The sequence below is a fragment of the Verrucomicrobia bacterium S94 genome, from assembly GCA_004299845.1.
GTDB lineage: Bacteria > Verrucomicrobiota > Kiritimatiellia > Kiritimatiellales > Pontiellaceae > Pontiella.
The window spans coordinates 1,516,426-1,539,881 of the sequence record CP036201.1 but is presented as its reverse complement, the minus strand read 5'-3'; the positions used below and the strand labels follow the sequence as shown (position 1 = coordinate 1,539,881).

Annotated in this window: 17 protein-coding genes; 14 read left to right on the top strand and 3 right to left on the bottom strand. The window is 52.5% G+C overall.

The genetic code is table 11. The annotated features are described in order from the left end of the window. Nucleotides 1-112: 112 nt before the first annotated feature. Complete coding sequence (locus EGM51_06335; protein QBG47028.1) at nt 113-985, bottom strand: polyprenyl synthetase family protein; 873 nt, start codon at nt 983-985, stop codon at nt 113-115. 125 nt (nt 986-1,110) lie between these two features. On the opposite strand from EGM51_06335, the gene EGM51_06330 reads away from it, so the two are divergent. Next, nucleotides 1,111-2,169 (top strand): KamA family radical SAM protein, encoded by a 1,059-nt coding sequence (locus EGM51_06330; GenBank protein QBG47027.1) that lies wholly within the window; start codon nt 1,111-1,113, stop codon nt 2,167-2,169. A gap of 8 nt (nt 2,170-2,177) precedes the next feature. Here EGM51_06330 and EGM51_06325 read toward each other — a convergent pair whose 3' ends face one another. Next, nucleotides 2,178-3,620 carry a YdiU family protein gene (locus EGM51_06325; protein QBG47026.1) on the bottom strand — a complete coding sequence of 481 codons (1,443 nt, stop codon included), beginning with the start codon at nt 3,618-3,620 and terminating at the stop codon, nt 2,178-2,180. 148 nt (nt 3,621-3,768) lie between these two features. On the opposite strand from EGM51_06325, the gene xth reads away from it, so the two are divergent. Continuing rightward, complete coding sequence (xth, locus tag EGM51_06320) at nt 3,769-4,536, top strand: exodeoxyribonuclease III (GenBank protein ID QBG47025.1); 768 nt, start codon at nt 3,769-3,771, stop codon at nt 4,534-4,536. 56 nt (nt 4,537-4,592) lie between these two features. Here xth and EGM51_06315 read toward each other — a convergent pair whose 3' ends face one another. Continuing rightward, on the bottom strand, nt 4,593-5,711 hold the full coding sequence (locus EGM51_06315; GenBank protein ID QBG47024.1) for a helix-turn-helix domain-containing protein: 1,119 nt from the start codon (nt 5,709-5,711) through the stop codon (nt 4,593-4,595). A 128-nt stretch (nt 5,712-5,839) separates the two neighbouring features. On the opposite strand from EGM51_06315, the gene EGM51_06310 reads away from it, so the two are divergent. The 12 genes from EGM51_06310 (at nt 5,840) to EGM51_06255 (ending at nt 23,446) form a co-directional block, all read left to right on the top strand. Then, entirely contained in the window at nt 5,840-6,862 is a 1,023-nt protein-coding gene (locus EGM51_06310) for a glycosyl hydrolase family 43 (protein ID QBG47023.1), read from the top strand. Beyond that, complete coding sequence (locus EGM51_06305) at nt 6,859-9,243, top strand: DUF4982 domain-containing protein (GenBank protein ID QBG47022.1); 2,385 nt, start codon at nt 6,859-6,861, stop codon at nt 9,241-9,243. The genes EGM51_06310 and EGM51_06305 overlap by 4 nt, the downstream gene beginning before the upstream one ends. A gap of 11 nt (nt 9,244-9,254) precedes the next feature. Further along, complete coding sequence (locus EGM51_06300; protein ID QBG47021.1) at nt 9,255-10,967, top strand: MFS transporter; 1,713 nt, start codon at nt 9,255-9,257, stop codon at nt 10,965-10,967. 29 nt (nt 10,968-10,996) lie between these two features. Then, nucleotides 10,997-13,498 (top strand): beta-galactosidase, encoded by a 2,502-nt coding sequence (locus tag EGM51_06295; protein ID QBG47020.1) that lies wholly within the window; start codon nt 10,997-10,999, stop codon nt 13,496-13,498. Continuing rightward, nucleotides 13,488-14,918 (top strand): alpha-L-fucosidase, encoded by a 1,431-nt coding sequence (locus EGM51_06290; GenBank protein ID QBG47019.1) that lies wholly within the window; start codon nt 13,488-13,490, stop codon nt 14,916-14,918. Before EGM51_06295 ends, EGM51_06290 begins: the two co-directional genes overlap by 11 nt. After that, nucleotides 14,890-16,020 carry a glycosyl hydrolase gene (locus tag EGM51_06285; GenBank protein QBG49261.1) on the top strand — a complete coding sequence of 377 codons (1,131 nt, stop codon included), beginning with the start codon at nt 14,890-14,892 and terminating at the stop codon, nt 16,018-16,020. The genes EGM51_06290 and EGM51_06285 overlap by 29 nt, the downstream gene beginning before the upstream one ends. 4 nt (nt 16,021-16,024) lie before the next feature. Continuing rightward, nucleotides 16,025-17,920, top strand: coding sequence for a beta-agarase (locus EGM51_06280; protein QBG47018.1), 1,896 nt, complete (start codon nt 16,025-16,027; stop codon nt 17,918-17,920). 25 nt (nt 17,921-17,945) lie between these two features. Continuing rightward, nucleotides 17,946-18,161 (top strand): hypothetical protein, encoded by a 216-nt coding sequence (locus EGM51_06275; protein QBG47017.1) that lies wholly within the window; start codon nt 17,946-17,948, stop codon nt 18,159-18,161. 13 nt (nt 18,162-18,174) lie between these two features. After that, nucleotides 18,175-19,674: a hypothetical protein gene (locus EGM51_06270; GenBank protein QBG47016.1), complete on the top strand. Its 1,500-nt coding sequence runs from the start codon at nt 18,175-18,177 to the stop codon at nt 19,672-19,674. After that, complete coding sequence (locus EGM51_06265; GenBank protein QBG47015.1) at nt 19,668-20,093, top strand: hypothetical protein; 426 nt, start codon at nt 19,668-19,670, stop codon at nt 20,091-20,093. The genes EGM51_06270 and EGM51_06265 overlap by 7 nt, the downstream gene beginning before the upstream one ends. Nucleotides 20,094-20,195: 102 nt before the next feature. Next, entirely contained in the window at nt 20,196-21,488 is a 1,293-nt protein-coding gene (locus EGM51_06260) for a glycoside hydrolase (GenBank protein QBG49260.1), read from the top strand. Between the two features lie 278 nt (nt 21,489-21,766). Continuing rightward, nucleotides 21,767-23,446 carry a sulfatase gene (locus tag EGM51_06255; protein QBG47014.1) on the top strand — a complete coding sequence of 560 codons (1,680 nt, stop codon included), beginning with the start codon at nt 21,767-21,769 and terminating at the stop codon, nt 23,444-23,446. Nucleotides 23,447-23,456: the final 10 nt, after the last annotated feature.

Here is a 23,456-nt window from a genome sequence, read left to right as displayed (position 1 = left end):
AAAAAGGGGGAAAACCGCGTAATGGGTATCTCTATACCGATTTGGATCTGTTGCGGAAAGTCAAAATTATTACAAATACGCTCATGATTCGTTTGGAAAGCGTTAATCGTTGCTATTCAACGGATGCGCTTACGTGTTTTTCCAAAACAGGGATCATGGTTATCTTTAAAAACGTATTCCATGCTGCATGTATTTCCGGCCATATTTTCAGCAGATCGGACGATTTTTCCAGCAGTTGGAAAAGGTAGGAAATCGGATCCTCCGGAGCGTTTTTCGTGGCGGTAATAGCGGTTGTTTTGCCGCGTTGATCATCCGTTCCGAGTGTTTTTCCGGAAATTTCCTCATTTCCGGAAGCATCCAGCACATCGTCTGCCAGCTGGTAGGCCGTGCCAAGAATATACCCCGCTTCGCGCAGCGCATCCGTCTGCTCTTTTTCCCGGTTTCCGCCGGCGACGGCCGCAAAAGCAAACAGCGATCCGGTTTTATAACGGCCGACCAGTTCACATTCTTCCCAGGTTCCGGGTGAGCCGCGCAGAATCAGCTCCTGTTCCACTTCCGACCGGCAGACTTCGCCGGTGCGGTCGATCAGTTCGCTCAGCAGATCCACACGGTTGACCTCTACGAGCAGCGACAGCGCCTTAAACATCAGTACATCACCGAACAGAATGGCTCCGTTTATACCGTATTTTTTCCAAAAGGTCGGAGCGCCCCGGCGAATGATACCGCCGTCGATCACATCGTCGTGCAGCAGACTCGCCCCGTGAATCATGTCCACAGCCGCCGCAGCGTTGATCAGATCCCGCTCCGGAATTCCGTTGGCCGCGCCCAGCGCGAGCACCAGTTGCGAACGGAGCATTTTTCCGCTACCGAGAATATTCTTATTATCGGAAATCAGCTGATTAAGGTTGGTATCGTTCAGGCTTTCAAGCATAGCCGCCTGAACCTTTTTTAATTGCACTTCGATCTGGTTTTTATCTGTAGACATCCGCCTATAATGCCGACCGTTTTTATCATGTCAACCGTCCGCAACATGAAAGGTATTGTGACCGGCTAAACAGATTAATCCTGATTTAATAACAGCTCATCCTGTTCATCCGGTCTGAAAAAAACATGAACCATAATGAATTTTACAATGATTGGAAGTGGCAGATTGCCAATCGCATCGTCACGCGGGAACAGCTGGAAGAATATATCAACCTCTCCGTCGATGAGCGCGCAGCGTTTGAAGGCGACATCCCGCTCTCCTTTGCCGTAACCCCGCACTATGCCGCATTGCTCAAAAATGATGCTTTGCGCAAAACCGTCATTCCGACTGCAGCCGAAAACAACGTAGGCACCGGAGAGCTGGCGGATCCGCTGGGAGAAGAGGATCACCGCGCCACACCGCACCTCATTCATACCTATCCTGACAAAGTGCTCTTTCTGGCCACAACCTTTTGTTCCACCTACTGCCGCTACTGCACCCGCTCCCGCATGGTCGGAAAACCGCTGGCGTTCGATGTTTCCACATTTGATGAGACATTTCGGTATATTGAGGAGCACACTGAAATCCGCGATGTTCTGATTTCCGGCGGTGATCCGCTCACAATGACCGATTCCGTGCTTGATGAGCTGCTTTCCCGCGTCCGGAACATTCCGCATGTCCGCATGGTACGTATCGGCTCCAAAGTGCCGGTGGTTCTGCCGCAGCGGATTACCGACGGACTTTGTTACGTGCTTCGGAAACACCGGGTCTGGCTCAGTCTGCACTTTATTCACGAAGCCGAGCTTTCGCCCGAAACAAAAACAGCCTGCCGTAAACTTTCCGACCATGGAATCGGAATGGTCAGTCAAACGGTTCTGTTAAAAGGAGTGAACGACGACACCCAATCGCTTGTGGATCTGTTTTACGGCCTGCTCGAAATCAACGTGAAACCCTATTATTTACTGCAGTGCGATCCCGTCAGGGGTTCCGAGCATTTCCGCACCACGGTGGAAAAGGGGATTGAGCTCGTTCAATCTCTGCATGGTCATATCTGCGGCCTCGCCGTTCCGCAATATGTTATTGATGCTCCCGGCGGCGGCGGAAAAGTTCCGATTCTTGATAAAGCGCAGCTGACGCGAACCGACAAGGGCGTTACCTTTAAAAATTATCTGGGGAAGGATTATTTCTACCCCGAGGTGTATTGAGCCGGACGCTACGTTCCGCAGAAGGTCTGATGAACGAGTTCATCGGGCATCGGAGCCTTTTCATATTCTGAATATTCGCTTCGGAGCTCATAGGGTTTGGCCAGTGCATCAACGAGCCGGTGGAAGGGAGCATAGTTTCCGGCATACGCCGCCTGAATGGCCTGTTCGATACGGTGGTTGCGCGGAATCAGAACCGGATTTGCTTTCTGCATCGCTTCCGTTTCCGGTTTGGAACGGGTGGCTGTTTTCCATGATGCATGCCAGCTTTCGAATGGACTGGGATCCGTAAAAAAGGTGCGCAGTTCGTCCGGGTTCTCGTAGGTGAGGTGACGGAAAAACAGCGTGAAATCAATTTGGTGTTTAGTCAGCAGCGAGAGCCCGCTACGCACGATGTCCAATGGGGCATCAGCGGGCAGACCGAATTTTGCACGGAACCGGCGGTCATATTCGGCGCGGAAAATGATCATAAAATTCATAAGCGCTTTTTTCGCTTTATCCAGCGCGGTGCCGCTGTCGCCATCGATCAGAGGCAGCAGTGTTTCGGCAAAACGGTTCAGGTTCCAGCGTGCCATATCCGGCTGGCTTCCCCATGCATAGCGCCCACCGTGGTCAATCGAACTGAACACACAGTTCGGATGAAATTCGTCCATGAATGCACAGGGGCCGTAATCGATGGTTTCGCCTGATACCGCGGTGTTATCGGTATTCATTACACCATGGATAAATCCGAGCGACATCCAGTGCGGAATCAGTTTTGCCTGTGCTGCAACTATACCGTCCAGTAAGGCAATATACGGGTTCTCCGCTTCGGCTGCATCGGGATAATGGCGAGCGATGGTATAATCCGCCAGTTCACGCAGGGCATCTTCATCGTTACGTGCATAAAAATACTGAAAGGTACCGACCCGAATATGACTGGCCGCCACCCGGGTGAAAACGCCGCCGGGCAATGGGCCCTCCTGCCGCATCACTGCTTCTCCGGAGGCAACCGCCGCCAGCGCACGTGTCGTCGGTACACCCAGCGCATACATCGCCTCACTGACGATATATTCGCGCAGCACCGGACCCAATGCCGATTTGCCGTCACCGCCGCGCGAGAACGGCGTGCGGCCGGAGCCTTTAAGCTGGATATCGCGCCGATTGCCGTTTTGATCGATCACTTCGCCGAGCAGCAGGGCCCGGCCATCGCCCAGCTGCGGCACAAAACCGCCGAACTGATGTCCGGCATATGCCTGTGCCAACGGTTCGGAGCCCGCGGCAATCCGGTTTCCTGAAAAGATGTTGAGGGCTTCCTGAGTTTCCAGCCACGCGGGATCAATACCCAGCTCCTGTGCCAGTGCGGGATTGGTGCGGATTCGTTGAGGCGCCGGCACCGCAGTTCCGCGTTGTCGGGCATAAAAACGTTCGGGTAAACGGGCATAGGTATTGGTAAAGGGAATCGGTTTAGACATAAAATTTTCGCGTGGGGTTCGGGTTGAATTGACAGTCAGCCTACAACGGATCGCATATCGTCAGATATAGAAGATTGCAAATATTAAGCACGCTCTTCAGTCTGGAGTCATTATTAGGACTTAATTTTAACGAAAGCAGTATAAACGTATGAAACTGATCTCCTGGAATGTGAATGGTATTCGCGCGGTAATGAAAAAAGGGTTCGAAGATTTTCTGAGCGCCCATCAACCGGATATGCTCTGTCTGCAGGAAACGAAGGTGCATAACGACGATCTTCCGGAACCGATCCGCCTTGCCGGTTCGGACGATGGCTATTTCAGCTATTGGAACGGAGCCGAGCGGAAAGGGTACAGCGGTACCGGAATCTATTCCAAATTCGAGCCGCTATCCATTGAAACCGCGATCGGCGATCAGCGGTTCGATGCCGAAGGACGGTTTCAGATTCTGGAATTTGAATCCTTTTTCCTGATCAATACTTATGTTCCGAATGTTAAAAATGATCTCTCCCGTCTGGCCGAACGTCAGGAATTTGATGCCCTGCTGCTGCAGAAAATCCAATCGTTGGAAAAAACAAAACCGGTGATTCTCTGCGGAGATATGAATGTGGCGCACAATCCGATCGATCTGGCGCGGCCCAAACCCAACGAAGGTAACGCCGGCTATACGCCGGAAGAGCGGGCGGGCATGACCAACTACATTGAAGCAGGTCTCATCGACACCTTCCGGTTACAGCATCCCGAAACCGTAAAATATTCCTGGTGGAGCTATCGCGGAAAAGCCCGCGCCAACAATGTCGGGTGGAGAATCGATTATTTTCTTATCAGTGCCCCGTTGCAGGAGCATATCCAGTCTGCTGACATTCTGACTGAAATTACCGGTTCGGATCATTGTCCCGTTGAATTGAACATCTTTTAACGGATGAACCGGAATCGGCTGGGATTCCGGCGCGCAGTTCTGTTTCTGTGGACAGCTTATGTGCCGGTATTGGCTTTACGGTAAGCGAGCGGAGAGAGGCCGTATTCCTTTTTAAATACGCGGCAGAGATGCGGTGCGTGGCAGAAGCCGCATAGGGCTGCAATTTCTTCGACACTTCGGGTGCCGTGGCAGAGCAGGTTTTCGGCCCGTTTAAGGCGTAGTTCGGTCAGCTTTTTATGGATGCTGCTGCCGAGTTCTCTCTGAAAACGTTTTTCCAGATTCCGTCGGGATATACCGAGTTCATGGGCAATTTCAGGGGTTCCGATGGGGTGGCGCAGGTTCTGCTGCAGGTAGATCATGGTCTGCCGGACCAGGGGATCGTTGGTCGCGAGTGCATTGGTGCTGGCGCGCTGGGTGATTCCGGCGGGTTCGATATAGATGATGCCCTGTTTGGGCGGGATGCCGTTCATGATCTGTGCAAGCAGTTGGGCGCCTTCGTAGCCGATACGTTCGTGATCGTGGTTGATACTGGAAAGCGGAACGGGCTGGTGTTCGCAGATGAGCAGATTGTTGTCGACTCCGAGAATGGCAAAATCTTCGGGTACGCGGTAGCCGGCTTCCATGCAGTTGCTCAACAGCCATGCGGCGTCCACGTCGTTATAGGCGAGGATGGAGCTCGGTTTGGCCAGGGTGTCAAGCCACTGCATAATTTCGTCCTGGGAGTGGCGGCCGACCAATCGGGACGGAGGGGGCATACCGTGGGCCGCCAGTTCCTTTTTAAACCCGTGATAGCGTGCTTCCGAAACGGGATGCTGCCGATAACTGATGTAGGCGAATGAGCGGTGACCGAAAGCCCGGAAGTGTTCGGCCGCCATCTGACCGATGCGTTTGTTATCGGCCGAAACCCGCGGCAGGTGAAGATCGGACCGCCATTCAGAGAGATCCACACAGGGCAGGCCGGCATTTCGGATAAATTCCTCGAGCTGCCGGTTGTTATCCATTGAACAGATAATACCGTCGCCTTTCCAGTGTTTCGGAATCTGGAATGCATTCATCATGCTGACATTAAGGTGCCATCCAAGTTCCTGTGCCGCCCGCGCGATTCCCTTATGGGTTTCGGTGTCGTAATTACTCTGGATCATCATCACTTTTTTAATGGAAGGCATGCTGCGCATTTATGCAATAAATAGAAAATAATGCAATATGTGTTTATCTCAGATCCATCCTATCTTTCCGGCTGAATCCTGAGGGACAGCCGGTGCGCCGGCGGTCGGGAAGGTAATGGTGAGCAGAGATAAACAACATGATTGAAGAGATCTTTTCAGATTTCAGTAAACGTCTGTTCGGCGTCGGGCGTATTCTTGATGATCCGGATTATAATGTCTGGGGCTGTTCGCCGATTTACGGGCCGGATGGAAAGGTGCACGTATTCTATTCGCGCTGGAAAAACGAAGCGGCGCATCAGGGCTGGATCAGCTGCAGTGAGATTGCCCATGCGGTTGCAGATCATCCGGCCGGGCCCTATAAAACCGTGGATGTTGCCGTGACGGGGCGCGGCGGTGACTGGTGGGATGCCATGACCTGTCACAATCCGACCGTTCATGAAGTCGACGGAAAATATGTGCTTTTTTATATGGGGAATTCGGATGGAACAGCGGCCACGAAACGCGTCGGGATGGCGACGTCCGATTCGCTGGACGGTCCTTGGAAACGGTCGGATCAACCGATTATTGAGCCGGATCCGGACCCCGGAGCCTGGAATTCCATGATTACGTCAAATCCGGCTTTTCTACGCCATCCAAACGGCCAGTATTGGCTGTATTATAAATCGTGGTGTGTAGCCGACCGGGAAAAGGATATCCGGGAAAATGACTGGCGCAACACCTATCGCCAGTATGGACTGGCTATCGCCAAAAGCCTGGACGGTCCGTGGGAAAAACAGGGCGGTCCGATTCTTGATCTTCGCCGTGTGGTTGAAGATGCCCAGAGCGAGGATGCCTATGTCTGGTTTGAAGACGGAACGTTTAAAATGCTGATGCGTGATATGGGGTACTGGAATCACCAGTATGGACTCTATTTTGAATCGGCTGACGGGATCCACTGGGACGAACCGCAGGTCGGTTATCTGCAGGCTCATCACTATCTGAAGGAACCGCCGACGGGCAACAAACTGGATGATCGTTTTGAGCGGCCGCAGCTGCTGATGTGGAACGGGCATCCGGAATATCTTTTCGCAGCCATTCGCGGGGGAAAATACAGAACATCGTCGGTTGCCGTTTTAAAGGTCGGTACGGATAGATCAACTTCAACGGGGTATATTCAATGAGCAGTAGAAAAAAGGTATCACTGAACGGAGCTTGGAAATTTGTAAAACAGGGGTTTGCAGGAGGCGCGGCGATAGAACTGGACGAGTCCGACGAACGTGTGGCGTGGCGCACGGTGCAGGTGCCGCATGACTGGAGCGTGGAATCACCGTTCAGTCAGGATTTCGACGGGGCCACCGGCTGGCTTCCCGGTGGAGAAGGCTGGTACCGGAAAACCTTTGAAGCGCTGAAAACCGACGTGACCTATCTGCATTTTGACGGGATTTATAACAATGCGACGGTGTATGTGAACGGGCAGAAGATCGGTTTTCATCCCTATGGATATTCACCGTTCTATTATGATATTTCAGAGCAGGTGGTTGAGGGGGAGAATCTGATTGCGGTGCGAGTGGATCATTCGCGTTACTGCGACAGCCGCTGGTACACCGGGTCGGGCATCTACCGCAATGTGGAACTGGTCGGCACTTCAAAAACACATATTCCGGTATGGGGCACCTTTATTTCGACCCCGGAAGTGACGGATAAAAAAGCGGTTGTCCAGGTGCAGGTTGAGGTCTGCCATCCGGAAGAAGCCGAACTGACCACGGCGATTTATGATCCGTCGGGGAACCGGGTCGCGGAGGAATCGGTCCGGGCGTCGGAAAAGACGATTCAGCAGCTGGAGGTTGCTTCACCGCAGTGTTGGGATCTTGATTCGCCTATGCTGTATCGGGCAGAGATGACGGTTTCAAGAGGCGGGGTGACGCTGGATGAATACACCACCATGTTCGGCATTCGCACATTCCGCTTTGATGTGAACGAAGGTTTTTTTCTGAACGGGCGGAATCTGAAAATCAAGGGGGTCTGTCTTCATCATGATGCGGGATGTGTCGGCGCAGCCGTACCGAAGGATGTCTGGCGCAGGCGCTTTGAAATCCTGAAAAAAGGCGGATGCAATGCGGTCCGGATTGCTCACAACCCAGGTTCCGAAGAGTTTATTACGCTGTGTGATGAAATGGGGCTGCTGGTTCAGGAGGAGTTTTTCGATGAATGGGATTATCCGAAAGATAAGCGGCTGAATCAGAATGAACGGCATGATGATTATATTACGCGCGGTTACACGGAACATTTTCAGGAGTGGGCGGAGCGGGATCTGAAAGATGTGATCCGTGCGCACCGGAACCATCCTTCGATTATTCAGTGGAGTATCGGTAACGAGATTGAATGGACGTATCCGCGTAATGCCGAAGCGACCGGTTTTTTCGGAATGAAGGCGACGGGCAATTATTTCTGGACCACACCGCCGAACAGCCTGGAGGAGATTGATCACGAGCTGGCGACGCTTCCGCGCGGGAAATATGACATCGGTGAAACGGCGCAGAAGCTCTCAAAATGGACGAAGGAAATGGATACCACGCGTCCGGTGATTGCCAACTGCATTCTGCCGTCGGCCAGCTACCGTTCCGGCTATGCGGATGCGCTGGATATCATCGGATTCAGCTACCGCCGGGTGCTGTATGATTATGGGCATGAAAACTATCCGGACCTTCCCTTGATGGGCTGCGAAAATCTGGGTCAGTGGCATGAGTGGAAAGCCATTATGGAACGCCCGTTTGTGGCCGGGACGTTTCTGTGGATCGGGATTGATTATCTGGGAGAGTGTGCCGGGCGTTGGCCCATGCGTTCCAAGCGGTCGGGACTGCTCAACAGTGCCGGTTTTGAAAAGGGATCGTATCACATGATGAAAACGCTGTGGTGTGATGAGCCGCATGTACACCTGACAACCCAGACGCTGGAAAAATCGCCTTATATTTTTGATGCATCGACCGGGTTTATCGGGGAAGAGGATTCCGAGGCCTGGAAAACCAAAACCTGGTTCTGGCATGACGTTAACACCCATTGGAACTATGCCGACGGTGAGATGATTGCGGTAGAGGTGTATTCCAACTGTGCGTCGGTGGAACTGTTTCTGAACGGGGAATCGCTCGGTGTTAAACACCTGAAGGATTTTGAAGATCATATCTATAAGTGGGCGGTGCCGTATACCGCCGGAACGCTGGAGGCTCGTGCGGCCGATGCATCGGATAGTTTGAAAACCGCCGGAGCACCTTCGGCGGTTATGCTGGAGGTCGACGGCTGTCATGTGATTGCCCAATTGGTGGATGCACAGGGTATTCCGGTCAAAGCGGAGGAGTACGAGATCCGTTTCGAGGTTGAGGGGAGCGGTCGCATTCTGGGAATCGATAACGGGTCCTGTTACAGCACACAGCCCTTCCAGTCGGATCGTGTGGTTACGGATCAGGGGCGATGTCTGCTGGTGCTAGAAGGGGCCGTAAGTGTCAGGGCTCTGGTGGATGAATTAAAACTTTCAGCCGGACCGGTTGAAGTCAATGCAGTGCGATAAGGGAGAACGGCATGTCAGAAAAACCGGAACATGAAAAAAAACAGGGCAGGGAAGCTTCGATCCAATCGGAAGACCGGGTGCTGCTGCATCAGAAAATTGCATATGGCCTGGGTGTTGTTTCCGACCATTTTGCAAACGTTTCGATTGTCTATCTGTTTTTTCTGCCCTTCTTCAATGACTTCCTGAAGGTGCCGGCAAGTATTGTGACCGGGGCGCTGGCCCTGGCCCGTCTGTGGGATGCGGTCAGCGATCCGCTGGTGGGATCCATATCCGATAAGTGGACGTCTAAATTCGGCCGACGGAAACCGTTTGTTATTACCGGGGCGATACTGACCGGTCTGTTTTATCCCGTCATCTGGCTGGCTTCTCCCGACTGGAACCAGACGGTGGTTGTCGCCTATCTGGTGGGTGCGCTGCTGCTGTTTTTTACGTTCTATTCCATTTTTTCGGTGCCGTATGAATCGCTGGGTACAGAGCTGACGGCCGACTATAATGAACGTACCAATATTTTTGTGGTTCGCTCCTATATGAACCAGTTCGGCAATATCGGTCTGAGCTGGCTTTTCCCGCTGGCCACCTGGCTGGCACTGCAGCCCTGGGTCGGCGGTGATATCAACGGCGTACGGCTGGTCAGCATTCTGGTTGCCGTCATCGTTATCAGCACCGGAGTGCTGCCCGGCATCTTCTGCAAAGAGCGCTACCGCAAAATTGCACAGGAGGAACAGAAGAAGAAAAAAGCCACCTTCAGGGAAGGGTTTATGGCGCTGCTCAAAAATACCCAGCTGATGATCGTGATCGGGATCATCTGCACCTATCTGCTGGCGATTATGTCGGCCGGTGCGTTGGGCTATTATGTGAACGTCTATTATATTTTTGACGGTGACCGGTTTGCCGGAACCGTACTCGGTGGTGTGGAGGGCACGCTCCGTGTTGTGTATTCGCTGTTTGCGGCCTATGCGATCAAACGCATGGCGGATAAATTTGATAAACATCGTTTGATGAGCTGGTGTGTGATCACGATGCTGATTTCGCTGGTGGGCCTGTATTTCACCCTGATTCCGGGGCGTCCGCTGCTGGCGCTGGTCACCAAGCCGCTCTGGGCGATAGGTGAGGTCGGGTTCTGGATTCTGATTATTTCCATGCGGGCTGATGTGTGTGATTGGGATGAATACCAGACCGGCCGTCGGCGGGAAGGGATCATTTCGGCAACGACCAACTGGTTTACAAAATCCGCCATGACCTTTGCGGCTGTACTGAGTGGACTCCTGATTCAGTTTGCGGTCGGGCTGGATAATAAAATTGAAGACAAGACAGTGCTCACCCGCATTGAGGAAAAAGCACAGGAACAGTTTGAGGCCATGTCTGAAGAGGAGCGGGCCGGAAAGAAGGCGGAGCACAATGTCTTTGTCCGCATGTTTAAAGCTTTTCCGGATGACGGAAGCGGTCGAAGTCTGGAGATGCGGGTGACCGATGCCATGTTCCATGAGGGGGATGTTCCGGAAGTCACCGTGAATCTGCTCAGAAGTCAGATGGAGCAGGAGGTCATCATGGAACAGCAGGATGACGGCATGCTTTTCCGGATGCGTTTTTTCTTTGTACTGCCGAAGTTCATCGCACTGGCTGTCGCATACCTGCTTTTGCAGAAGTACAAGCTGTCGCATGAAAAGATGATGGAGATCCGCGCGGAGCTGGAAGAGCGCCGTGGAAAGGCTGTGGCTTCCTGATTAAACGGTTCGGGAGAAATTGGAGAACGATGATGAAAAGTGTGATGAATGATAAGCAGGTGATGACGGAGGAAAATGCGGTATCCCGCTCCGGGCATGCCGGAGGAAGGCTGAAGCATGATCTGAGCGGTTTTCTGTGGAAGCTGGAAGGGTGTCTGCCGGGCCGGGGCATGGAGCAGAAGTTTCCGGAAATCAACCATGATCATATGGGCGATATGCTGGACTGGTCGCATGCGCATGTTCCGGGTGATGTTTTTACCGACCTGTGGCGCATCGGACGTATCGAGGATCCGCATTATGCCCGGAACAGTCTTAAAGCCAAATGGGTGAATGAATATGAATGGTGGTATATGCGCCATTTTAATGTTCCTCCGGAAATGGAAGGAAAGCGGATTGAGGTGACCTTTGAAGGGGTCGACTATGCCTGTGACGTATTTGTGAATGGAACGCCAATGGGTTCGCATGAAGGGATGTTCACCGCCTTTTCATTTGATATTACGGATCTTGTGAGTTTTGAACAGCTTGCCCGCGGTCGTAACCTTCTGGCGGTCCGGCTGCATCCGGCGCCCCGGCGTTACAGCCGGGTGGCCGGAAGAAAACCCGCCTGGCATGGGGATTACTGGACGAGCGTGGTTCCGGCCGGGATCTGGAAACCGGTGTATCTGGAGGCTTATGACGAAGCCCGGATTGAAGACATTTATGTGAAAACCACCGTGAAGGATGACGGGGCTGCCGATGTTGTTCTTGAGATTGAAATTGAGCATCACGGGAAAACGGAGCGTACGGTTGATGTGGAAGTTACGGTTCAGGGCGAAAATGTCCGAACGGAGAAGGTTGAGGTTGCTGTACCGCAGACGTTGCGGCCCGGCCGTAATACGTACCGTATTCCGGTCCGGGTTGAGGATGCGAAACTGTGGTATCCCTGGGACCTGGGGGAGCAGAATCTGTATATAACGGAAGTCTGTCTGAACGAATGCGGTAAGCCGCTGGATGCCCGGCAGCAGCTGTTCGGGATTCGCGAGCTGGAAATGAAAATGAACCCGGGCTTCACGGAGGATGAGGTTGAATATCCCTGGACGGTGATGATCAACGGCAAACGTCATTTTATCCGTTCCGGAACCTGGGGCGGCCCGCCGGATATCTTTTTCGGCCGGGCAACGGATGAAAAGTATGAGGAGCTGATTCGGCTGGCAAAAGCGGCCAATATGAACAACCTGCGGATTTTCGGGTGGCACCCGACGGAAATACCGTATTTCTATGAGTTGTGTAATCGCGAAGGAATCACCGTCTGGCAGGATATTCTGCCGATAGCGAGTCTGTCGCTGCCGGAAGAAGAAGCCTATAAAGAGGCGATTTTCTCGGATGCGGTTGATGTGGTGAAGCAGCTTCGGAATCATCCGTGTATGGTGATCATCGAAGGCGGTGAGGAAATACTGATGAGTGCCTCCGATCCGGCCCACAACCTTCGGCTGATGAATGAGCTGGGTGAAGCCATTAAACCCTATACGGATCTGCACTATATTCCGGTTTCACCGCTGAGTGATGATGTCGGGGTTTCGCTGGGATTTAAACCGAAAGAAAGTGTGCATGCCAACGGACTGTTTTACGGCGAAGGACGCAACACCATTGAACGGTATTACCGTAAGCTGGATTTTGCGGCGGTTCCTGAGCTGGCGATTTCCTCGTGCCCGAATGTGGAGAGTATTAAAAAGTTTATTCCGGAAGAAGAACTGTGGCCGCCCGGACCGAGCTGGGGGCATCACTGGACCGACTTTGATGTTTTCCGGACACTGAACTTTGAAGTGCTCGGTACCCAGGCAACGGGAGGACTGCAGGAGTTTGTGGAGGCCACACAGATTACGCAGGGGGTTCATTTTCAGTATGCCCTTGAACTTTTCCGGCGGAGAAAACCGAAAACCAGTGCACTCTGCATCTGTCACTACATTACCTTCGCTCCGGATATGAAGTGGGGCGTGGTTGATTATTATCAGCAGCCGAAGCGGTCGTATGAATATCTGCGTCTGGCCTATCAGCCGCTGCTGATTTCACTGGATTATGAGAAACGACGCTGGCTGCCCGGGGAGGATTTCGAAGGTCGGCTGTGGGTGGTGAATGATCGCTATGAACCGTTCCCCGGGTGTAAAGCGAAAGTCTGCTTCCGTTCATCAGGCTGTGAAGATGTGTTTGTGGAAGAGATTGAACTCGGCGAAATTGAACCGGACAGTTCGGCAGAATTTGCAACGGTGAAGTGCAAAGTTCCGGGAAAGCTGGGCGACCGTTTTCATATCGAAGTGGAAATGACGGATGCCGCAGGTGCGGTTGTTTCGGAAAATAAATATCTGCTGCTGGTTGCTGATGAACGGGTTGACCTTCCGAGACTGAAGGAGATCGGTGCGGAGGCGATTACACGGAAAGTACAATTCGGCAATTGCAACTATCTTCGCTATTTCGACGGTCTGAACCATACGCCGGGGGTGAAAACGGCTGATGAAAAAATGCCGACGGTAAAGGAATTTGTTCATGAAGAATGATCAACGTTTTAAACCGGACTGGGAGTCACTGTCGGCCTATCAATGTCCGGAATGGTTTCATGATGCCAAATTCGGCATCTATACACACTGGGGGGTCTATTCCGCGACCAGAGCGCCGGGGAATACGGACTGGTATGGGTGCGGCATGTATGAAGAGGGACATCCGAATAATGTGTTCCATCGTGAAACCTACGGACCGGTGGATCAGTTTGGCTACAAGGATTTTGTGCCGCGTTTTACCGGAGAGCATTTCAATGCAGATGCCTGGGCGGACCTGTTTGCGGAAGCCGGGGCTCAGTTTGCCGGACCGGTCGGTGAACACGCCGATGGTTTTTCCATGTGGGATTCAAGCGTGAATCCCTGGAACGCCGCGAAAAAGGGGCCGTGCCGCGATGTGGTGGCCGAAATGGAACGGGCGGTCCGCAACCGGGGAATGAAGTTTCTGGTGAGTATGCATCATTCCTGGCTGTGGGGCTGGTTCCCGACCTGGCTGGAGAATACGGACTGTGCAGATCCGGTGAATGCCTCGCTGTACGGACCCCGACTGCCGAAAACGGCACGCCATATTGAAGGCATTCAAACGAAGTCGTGTGATCCGATGCCGAGTCCTGAATTTGAACAGGTCTGGCTGGAGAAAGTGAAGGAAGTGGTCGAGGGTTATTCGCCGGATCTGCTCTGGTTTGACAACCGGGTGGAGATTCTTTCCGAGAATATCCGTCAGAAAATGCTGGCCCATTATTACAATCATGCGGCAGAGCGGAACCGGGAGGTGGTGATGACCTTTAAGCGGCCGGATTTTCCGCTGGGTGTCGGTACCGTTGATCTGGAACGGGCACGGATGCCGGAGATTTATCCGGAACCCTGGCTGACGGACACATCGATTTCGCGAACTTCATGGAGCTGGGCGCTGGATCTGGAGTGCTATGACGAAAACCGGCTCATCGGCGATCTTGTGGATATTGTCAGTAAGAACGGCTGTCTGCTGCTCAATCTTGCTCCTCACCCGGATGGAACGATTCCGGAAGAACAGCAACAGCGCCTGAAGAATATGGGCCGGTGGCTGAAGCTGAATGGTGAGGCGATCTATAGAACCCGGCCGTGGATCATCTATGGTGAAGGACCTTCAAAAGCCCGGGAGGGGCATCTGGCGGATATGGCGTTTGATGGGTATACGGATCGTGACATCCGTTATACCACCCGTGGCGGACAGCTTTATGCGATTGCGCTGGGCTGGCCGGAATCCGGCGTGCTGCCGATCCGTTCACTGGGCAGCCATCATTACAACGGCCGTATTTCCGAAATTGAACTGATCGGCCATGAAGGGCCGTTGAAGTGGGGGCAGGAAGGCGAAGGTCTCGAAATTATCCTGCCAGAATATAAACCGTGTGAGTATGCTTATGTCTTCAGAATATACCGATGAAAAAATGGAACGTCTGGGAATCACCAACCCGGACTGTTTAAGTGCCGCCTCGAAACGGGCGCTGGCCTGGCCGGAGCGCAGCAACAACTGGTACGGAACCTTTTCGGTCAGTGACCTGAAGGGGGATCTGGCTTATGAGGAAGGCGTCACGCGGCGTGATCCGAGTTCTGTCCTGTTTGAGAACGGACTGTATCATGTCTGGTATACGAAGTCGGAGGGACCGAGTGCCGGTTTTACCGATAATTTCGATGATAAAGTGTGGCCCTGGGATTATGCCGAAATCTGGCATGCGACGTCGGAGGACGGCATTACGTGGAACGAAGATCAATGTGCCGTGGGCCGGGGAGAAGCCGGGGCTTTTGATGATCGCTCCGTGTTTACCCCGGAGGTGTTAAACCATGAAGGAACCTACTATCTGGTTTACCAGACGGTAAAGTCGCCCTACATCCAGCGTGCAAAAGAGCAGATCGGAATTGCGTCGGCTGCATCGCCGTATGGCCCCTGGATAAAGCATCCCGAACCGATTCTGAGTCCGGCGGACAACGGCATATGGAAGGGGAATGATCCGCACGACCGGTTCAGTGTGATTAAAAAAGGTGATTTCGACAGCCATAAGGTACACGATCCCTATCTCACCGTTTATAACGGCAGGTTTCATCTGTATTATAAAGGGGAACAGATGGGCTGGGAGATCAACTTCGGCGGGCGCGAGATCCGGCACGGTGTTGCGATGGCTGATTCGCCGTTCGGGCCCTATGAAAAATCGCCGTTCAATCCGATTTCCAATAGCGGTCATGAAGTGGCGGTCTGGCACTATAACGGCGGTATCGGGTCGCTGATTACCACCGACGGACCGGAGCGCAATACGATTCAGTGGGCGCCTGACGGCATTAATTTTGAAATTCTGGCGTATATACAGAATGCACCGCATGCCATGGGGCTACTGCGTAAAAATGATGATTCAGCGATCCCTTTCAAAATTTTCGAATGGGGGCTGACGCATGAATATATGAACAGCAATGATCAGTATATCCGCCGGTTCGACGGGCATCAGCATGAGCGGATTTTCACCTCCAGTACGTATGAACCTCTTAAAGGATAACCGCATGAAAATAATCAGTGAAAAAAACGTTGTTCTGAGTGTGCTGTTTATGGGGCTGATGAGCCACGCCCGAACGACCGTCGATATTCAGCTTAATATGAAATATTCAGTGGGCGGGATTTCATCCTTTGATCGCCATAAGTATATCAATGCACATTCACATCTCTCGGAACCTGACTGGGTGGGTGAGGATGAACTGCTGGATATACTGGTCTCGGATCTGAATGTTTCTTTCGGCCGCGATAACGGAACAATGATTGAATATCTGCGGCAGGCTCCGGAAGACCCGGACCGGCCGGGTTATGTGGATCCGGAATATCTGAAAAACGCAGGGCGGATTCATCGTAAAATCATCTATGGAAGTCACAAAGCCTATCTGCATAAATATGACGCTGTTAACGATGTTATGATCGGCGGACAGCCCCATGCGTTTCTGCCGAGTCCCGGGGAAGAGAAAACGGATTGGGAGCTGGGCGGTGCCGACGCTGTCGGCGAATATATGGGTCGTTTTCTGCAGGAATTTTACCGGAACCCGGGTGAGCCTCCGACGGCGGGACAGTCGCGTCCCAGGTTTATCGAAATTCTGAATGAACCGCTGTATCATTTTATCGACGGTCGTCGCGGGGATACCCGTAGCGCAAAATCCATTTTCGAATTTCATAACGGCGCGGTGAAGGCAATTCGCCGGTTTGATTCCGAGGTTTTAATCGGCGGTCCGACGATGGCGTTTCCGATATTTGAAGAACGGGATTTCGCACGGTGGAATGAGCGGATGAAGCTGTTTATCGATACCTGTGGCGAGCAGATGGATTTTTATTCGCTTCATTTCTATGATTTCAATAACCGGGGGGATCGCGGGCGTGATGATTATAAAGGGTCCCGCCTGGAAGCTACGCTGGATATGATCGAACAGTACAGTCTGATCCGGCTGGGGGAGGTTAAGCCGTTTATCATTTCGGAATACGGCGGACGGGATCATAAACTGGAAAACCGGGCCTGGACCGCGTTGCGCGACTGGCATTTCCTTAAGGCGGCAACGCCGTTGACACTGCAGTTTCTGGATCGACCGAATCTGATTCTTAAATCGATTCCTTTCATTACCGCCAAGGCGGAATGGGGCCGAAAAAACGGGGTGCCGTATAACCGCCGTCTGATGCATCAGAGGAAAGAACGTCCGGGCCGGTTCGGCGAGGACTGGATCTTCACCGATCTGGTGCTGTTTTATGAGCTGTGGTCGGATGTGAACGGAACGCGGGTGAAGACAGCTTCCGATAATCCCGATGTGCTGCTCGACAGCTATGTGGATGGAAAAAAAGCCTATGTGATTCTGAGTAATCTGAATCCGGTGGAGGAGACGGTTGATCTGAATCTTTCCTGCAACATGACATCCGCACGGATTAAGCATCTGTACCGCGTGGCGGACGGTCCGGTACTGGAGGAGAAAACGGTTAAGAAGGAATTGAAGTCGTTCACCTTAAAGCCGGAGGCCAGTGCTGTTATTGAGTGCAGGTTTGCCGAATCCATTGCCATTACTGAAACGGTTGAGGAATACAAATTTTATGCGTCGGATTATAACCGACCGATTACAGGCGGGCGCCCGGTTCAGTTTGCGCTGAATGAGGTTCAGCCGCTATCGTCGGGTGAGGCCGTGCTGCGTGTCGGATTCGGGAGAGAACCGGATCGTTCCCGTTGGCCTGAAGTCGTTTTCAACGGAACCGCGCTGGAGGTTCCGGATAATTACAGCGGCAGTGACCAGCCGACGCGTCCGGCCTTTTTCGGTCTGCTTGAAATTCCGGTTCCCGTTGAACTGATCAAAAAGAACAATAGTGTGGAAATCATGTTCCCGGATAGTGGCGGTCGAATCAGCAGTGTGACGCTGAAGACGGTGATGCCGGACTGAACGGCCGGAAGTGACCGGGGGAATCATGACGATTATACGGGTTTTACTATCGGCCGGGATGCTTGCTCTCTCGCCCGACGGTTCGGGGAACGGGAAACCGGCCACTGTGGAAATCCGGGAGAATGTCCGGCATGAAGTCGCCAGAGTCCGGACTCCGGAAGAATGGGGGAATGAGGTTGCATTAAATCTGTTTAAGGAAGCGGTTATTACTGAGGGGCGGAATCTGCTGCATGTTAAATAAAAATACGGAGTTAATGATGAAGATGAAGTGGATCGGTCTTTTTGCGGCGGTTATTACGGTGAATCAAAACGGGATGGCGGAAGAACAGTCGGTTTCGGTGACGGTCAACCTGAATGTCCGACATTCTGTCGGCGGGGTGGATGCTTTCGATCGTGAAAAGTGGATGGTACTGCATGCGCGGGCGACCGAGCATGACTGGGATTCCGAGGAACAGCGGGAAACGTTTCTGAATGAATACGATGTTTATCTGGGGCGCGACTGCGGGGCTTTGCCGGAGGCGCTGTCGTGGACTACGGAGGATCCGGATAAACCGGGCTGGTGTGATCATGCCTGTATTGAGCAGCTCGGAAAGCGGGAGCGGAAGCGGTATGCGCAGAACACTGCGGTACATGCGCTGGAGTACCGCAGCAGAAAAATGACCATCGGCGGTCAGCCGAAAATGTTTCCGGACGGCAGTACAAACGCGAATGGATTTGCGATTGGAAGTTATGATGCGCTGGCCGATTTTTATGAGCAGTATCTGACGCATTTTACCGGTAGCGGAGGAACGGACGGTCCGCCGAAACCGGCGATGCTTGAAGTGGTGAATGAACCCTTTGTTCATGCCCGTGAGCATAACACAACCTATGCGGAAATTTCCGAATTTCACAACAAGGTGGCAGAGCGTGTTAAGCGGTCGCATCCTGATATTCTGATCGGCGGATATACTGCTGCCCATCCGGGGTTTGAAGATCATGATTTTGGACACTGGGATAAAAACTGGCGGCAGTTTATTGATATTGCCGGCGGGAATATGGATTTCTTTTCGCTGCATCTCTATGACAATCCGCTCAAAAACAAAGATCCGCTGAACAGTATCTACCGCAGCGGAAGCAATGTGGAAGCCATTCTGGATATGGTGGAGCACTACAGTTTCCTTAAACTGGGTGAGGTGAAACCGCTCAATATTTCGGAATACGGATGTCTGCGTGTGGGCAACGGATTTCCCTACAGTCCGGACGAGGCATGGCGCTGCACCCGATCCTACAACACCATCCTGATGCAGTTGCTGGAACGTCCGGACCGGATTATCCAGGCTATCCCCTTTATGGTTCTGAAAGCGGAGTGGGGGCGTAAAGACGGGTATCCGTATCCGAAACGGCTTTTGTATGATGTGGATGAACTGAAAGGTCGCCCGAAGGATAATGACGGTCCCTGGGCCTATACACCGCGTCTTAATTTCTGGGAGTTGTGGAAAGGGGTCAAGGGGACGCGTGTTGATACTATCGCCTCTGATCCGGATATTCAGGTTGATGCCTATGTGAACGGTGCAGATGTGTTTGTGGTTGTCAGCAGTCTGGACCATACGGGACCGCAAACGGTGGAACTCAGTATGCCGGGGGCTTCCGAAGATCTGCTGAGAGTCGAGGTTAAGCATGCGCATGCGGATGAAAATCTTGAGCCGGTTATTGATGAATTTGAACGCGCTTCGCTGGAACGGATCACGTTGGGGCCTCTGCAACTGCGATGTTGAAATTCTCTTATCGGGCTCCGCTGAAAACGAATGAAGTTTCTGTGGAAAAGAAATATTACGCAACGACCTATTTGCAGCCGATAAAGGCTGATGAGCCGATCCGTTTCAGGATTGAGGGCGTGAGGCGGGCTTCAGCATTCGGTGAGGCGGTTTTGCGCGTGGGTATGGGCCGGAAACACGGGCGTTCGCTTCATCCGGTCGTTCGGGTGAACGGAACGTCGGTTGAGGTTCCGACCGATTGGCGGGGCTATGATCAGGCGACCCGCGGTCAGTTTTTCGGTGTTGTGGAAATTCCGGTTAAGTATGCGCTGCTGGAAAAGAATAACACGGTCGAATTGATCTTTCCTGATGATGGAGGACATGTGTCAAGTTTGGCCATGCAGGTGTTTGAATTCAGTGCTGACATTCGTCCTGATTAGAAAGTATCGGGGGCTGTGCCGTTTTCATTCGGTCCGGGAGTTCATCCCGGACGTATAAACAGAGCGCAATTCTTCCGGACAGGAACATATGAGGACTGAATGATGACTTTAAAAAATGATACTGGATTATTGCTGCTGTTTCTGGCGGCAGGTTTCGTGACGAAGGCTGCAGATCAGATGAACGCTTTTCCTTTTCTTATTCCGGAGGAAAAGCCGGAACGGCCGCTAAGTGCGGCTGTGGAACGGGCTTATGATGAATACGGAGGATTCCGTCCGGAAGCGCAGGAGCTCTATTCTCAGTTCAGATATACCGAGCTGAAGGGCTTTGATTACAACGGCGGCGACGGGACAGTATCCCGACGCGATCCGTCCAAGGTGATTTTTGCCAATGGAAAATACTATGTCTGGTATACGCGCCGCGCAACGGGTCACAGACCTGTGGGCATGGCGCGGGCCCGGGAGGCCACGGATGTTATTCCGTCGGCTGACTGGGATCTGGCGGATATTTATTATGCCGTTTCGGAGGATGGTTTTGTCTGGGAGGAGCAGGGGGTAGCTGTGCCGCGGCCGCCGAAACCGCAACCCGGCTGGCGGTCAGTTACGACGACCGATATTCTCGAATGGGAAGGAAAATATTATCTTTATTATCAGGCTTTTATGGAGGCGAGTGGAACCCGTGGCGATTTCTGCCCGGTCGCGGTATCCTGGGCCGATTCGCCGGATGGACCCTGGACACCGTATGGCAGGGTGGTGATTCCGAACGGAGGAGAAGGCGAGTGGGATCAGTTTTCCATTCACGACCCCTATCCGCTGGTGCATGACGGGAAAATTTATCTGTATTACAAAAGCGATTTCGATAAGCGTCCGGAGTTTTCCCCATCCAAAGTACGCATGCAGGGGCTGGCGATTGCAGAGCATCCACTGGGACCGTTTAAAAAACATCCGCTGAATCCGGTGATTAATTCGGGGCATGAAACGACGCTGTTTCCCTTTAAGGAAGGGGTTGCCGCGCTGGTGATTAAAGATGGTATGGAACGGAATACCATTCAGTATGCAGAGGATTGGGTGAATTTTAAGGTGGTTGCACATGTGGAAATGATGCCGGTGGCGGCCGGACCGTTTGTGCCGGATGCTTTTTCCGACACAAAGGACGGTCGAGGTATTACGTGGGGGATTTCCCATTTTACCCATGTGGGTGTGGGGGAGGGTAAAAATCATTCCATTCTGGTGCGTTTCGACTGCGACCTGAGCCGGGATGTGCATGATCCGGAGATGAAAGGTCATTTTCTGAGATACAGTCCGGAATATCATTACAAGCATGGGCTATCCGGACGGCAGCGTGAAAGAATTGAAACAGAGAACCGCCGGATATTGTCCGGGGAAAGCCGGAATTAGTCCGGGAGGAATCTGGACAGGCCGGCCGGAAACTGGCCTATGGAACAGGGGACGACGCGGTCTGAAATGATTATCTTTTCAGCTTCGAATAAACCGTTCGTGTCGGAAGCATCGGAACCCGGATGATGAGCGATGCATAAATTCCGGAACCGGACCATTCAGGGTAGTACAAATGAATGGAGTTCTGTCAAGTTGGATGATGGGCTCATTGAATGTGTCCCGCATTTGTGAATCATTTCGAATGGAACCGAAAGAAATTTAATTAAAGGAGTGATGGGATGAAAACCGGCCTGTTAATGACGTTATCTCTGGCAATCAGCTGGAGTGTACTTGCTTCGGATACGCGTCCGAATATCGTGGTGATCATGACCGATGATTCGGGGTACACGGATCTGGGATGTTTCGGTAGTGAAATTGATACGCCGAATATCGATAAGCTGGCTGATTCAGGTATTCGGCTGAGTAATTTTTATACGAATGGCCGCTGCAGTCCGACGCGTGCTTCGCTGCTTTCCGGGCTGGATTGCGCCAAAGTCGGTTTCGGCGGCGGTGTGGTGGGTGACTGGGTTCGCGAAATGCCGTATCCGGCACATCGAGGTCGGCTTCCGTATGATACGCCGCTGCTTCCTGAGCTGCTGAAAGAGGCCGGTTACCGTACGCTGATGTCCGGTAAGTGGCATTTGGGCGGAAGTCTGATGAAGCTGAAACCGCAGCGGCAGGAAGTCTGGAAACAGTACCATGAAGGCTGGGAATTGACTGAGGAGGAGATTGAACAGGATTTCCTCGGACTCCCGCTTCAGCGTGGGTTTGATGAATATTTCGGTCTCTACGGAGCTCAGGATAATCTCTTTTATGTGCCGGGTCAGCATCATGTGATCATGGAAGGTAATGAAATTGCCAAACTGAATTATGACCGGGAATACACGATGCACTGCTTTTCCAAACGCAAAGATCTGCCTTATACGGTGAATCATGGAAAAACCGGAAAGGCGTGGTATGACACCGATGGGGTAACGGATAGGGCGATTGAAATGATTTCGGATGCATCCGGTAAAGATAAGGAACCTTTTTTCCTGTATGTGGCCTATCGGGCTCCGCACAAACCGCTCCAGGCTCCGGAGGAACTGGTGCAGAAATATCTCAAAAAGTATGAGGATATCCGTGCGGTTGAAGCCGCCCGTGCTGAAGGTTTGAAAGCGCAGAAGCTCTGTCCGCCGGATATCGAATATAAAAAAGCCTGGTATGATCCGAAAAAGGAAGACGAATTCCGTCTGCAGATGGCCATTCATGCGGCGATGATTGAAAAGGTGGATGAAAATGTAGGGCGTCTGGTTGAATCGCTGAAGGAAAAGGGCGAGCTGAACAACACGCTGATTCTCTATTTTTCCGATAACGGGAATGCGGCGCATCTGGACAGCATGTTCAATACGCCGTATCGGGGGGTTAAAGCCCTGTTGTGGGAAGGGGGATGTAAAACGCACTTCATTGCCTCATGGCCGGGCCGAATTAAACCGGGAACCATTTCTCATGAACAGGTCTGGGTGGCGGATATTCTGCCGACCTGTCTGGAGCTTGCCGGAACGGAATATCCGGAAACCTTCCGGGGCAGGAAAACGGAAAAACTGCCCAGTCGCAGCATGCTGCCGGTGCTGGAAGGTAAAAAACGTAAGCCTGCTGAGTATCTGTTCTTTAATGACAAGGGACAGCAGAGTGTTATCTGGCAGGGCCGATGGAAACTGCTGATTGAGCCGGGCTGGTTCACCATGACCCGTGATGTGCCTGGTATTGCATATGAACTCTACGATCTTGAAAACGATCCGTCGGAACAGAACAATCTTGCGGATGTCCGGCCGGAAATCGTGGCGATGCTGGAGAAAAAATGCAATGCCTGGATCAGGGAACAGGGTATTGTTGAATATGGGAAACTGCTTGAGCTGCGCCCCGGCGATAACAAGTAGATTCTGACGG

What these genes read in the sequence shown, in the direction of transcription:
- EGM51_06335 (QBG47028.1), bottom strand. Translation starts at nt 985, where the DNA reads ATGTCTACAGATAAAAACCAGATCGAAGTGCAATTAAAAAAGGTTCAG.
- EGM51_06330 (QBG47027.1), top strand. Translation starts at nt 1,111, where the DNA reads ATGAACCATAATGAATTTTACAATGATTGGAAGTGGCAGATTGCCAAT.
- EGM51_06325 (QBG47026.1), bottom strand. Translation starts at nt 3,620, where the DNA reads ATGTCTAAACCGATTCCCTTTACCAATACCTATGCCCGTTTACCCGAA.
- xth (QBG47025.1), top strand. Translation starts at nt 3,769, where the DNA reads ATGAAACTGATCTCCTGGAATGTGAATGGTATTCGCGCGGTAATGAAA.
- EGM51_06315 (QBG47024.1), bottom strand. Translation starts at nt 5,711, where the DNA reads ATGCGCAGCATGCCTTCCATTAAAAAAGTGATGATGATCCAGAGTAAT.
- EGM51_06310 (QBG47023.1), top strand. Translation starts at nt 5,840, where the DNA reads ATGATTGAAGAGATCTTTTCAGATTTCAGTAAACGTCTGTTCGGCGTC.
- EGM51_06305 (QBG47022.1), top strand. Translation starts at nt 6,859, where the DNA reads ATGAGCAGTAGAAAAAAGGTATCACTGAACGGAGCTTGGAAATTTGTA.
- EGM51_06300 (QBG47021.1), top strand. Translation starts at nt 9,255, where the DNA reads ATGTCAGAAAAACCGGAACATGAAAAAAAACAGGGCAGGGAAGCTTCG.
- EGM51_06295 (QBG47020.1), top strand. Translation starts at nt 10,997, where the DNA reads ATGATGAAAAGTGTGATGAATGATAAGCAGGTGATGACGGAGGAAAAT.
- EGM51_06290 (QBG47019.1), top strand. Translation starts at nt 13,488, where the DNA reads ATGAAGAATGATCAACGTTTTAAACCGGACTGGGAGTCACTGTCGGCC.
- EGM51_06285 (QBG49261.1), top strand. Translation starts at nt 14,890, where the DNA reads ATGCTTATGTCTTCAGAATATACCGATGAAAAAATGGAACGTCTGGGA.
- EGM51_06280 (QBG47018.1), top strand. Translation starts at nt 16,025, where the DNA reads ATGAAAATAATCAGTGAAAAAAACGTTGTTCTGAGTGTGCTGTTTATG.
- EGM51_06275 (QBG47017.1), top strand. Translation starts at nt 17,946, where the DNA reads ATGACGATTATACGGGTTTTACTATCGGCCGGGATGCTTGCTCTCTCG.
- EGM51_06270 (QBG47016.1), top strand. Translation starts at nt 18,175, where the DNA reads ATGATGAAGATGAAGTGGATCGGTCTTTTTGCGGCGGTTATTACGGTG.
- EGM51_06265 (QBG47015.1), top strand. Translation starts at nt 19,668, where the DNA reads ATGTTGAAATTCTCTTATCGGGCTCCGCTGAAAACGAATGAAGTTTCT.
- EGM51_06260 (QBG49260.1), top strand. Translation starts at nt 20,196, where the DNA reads ATGACTTTAAAAAATGATACTGGATTATTGCTGCTGTTTCTGGCGGCA.
- EGM51_06255 (QBG47014.1), top strand. Translation starts at nt 21,767, where the DNA reads ATGAAAACCGGCCTGTTAATGACGTTATCTCTGGCAATCAGCTGGAGT.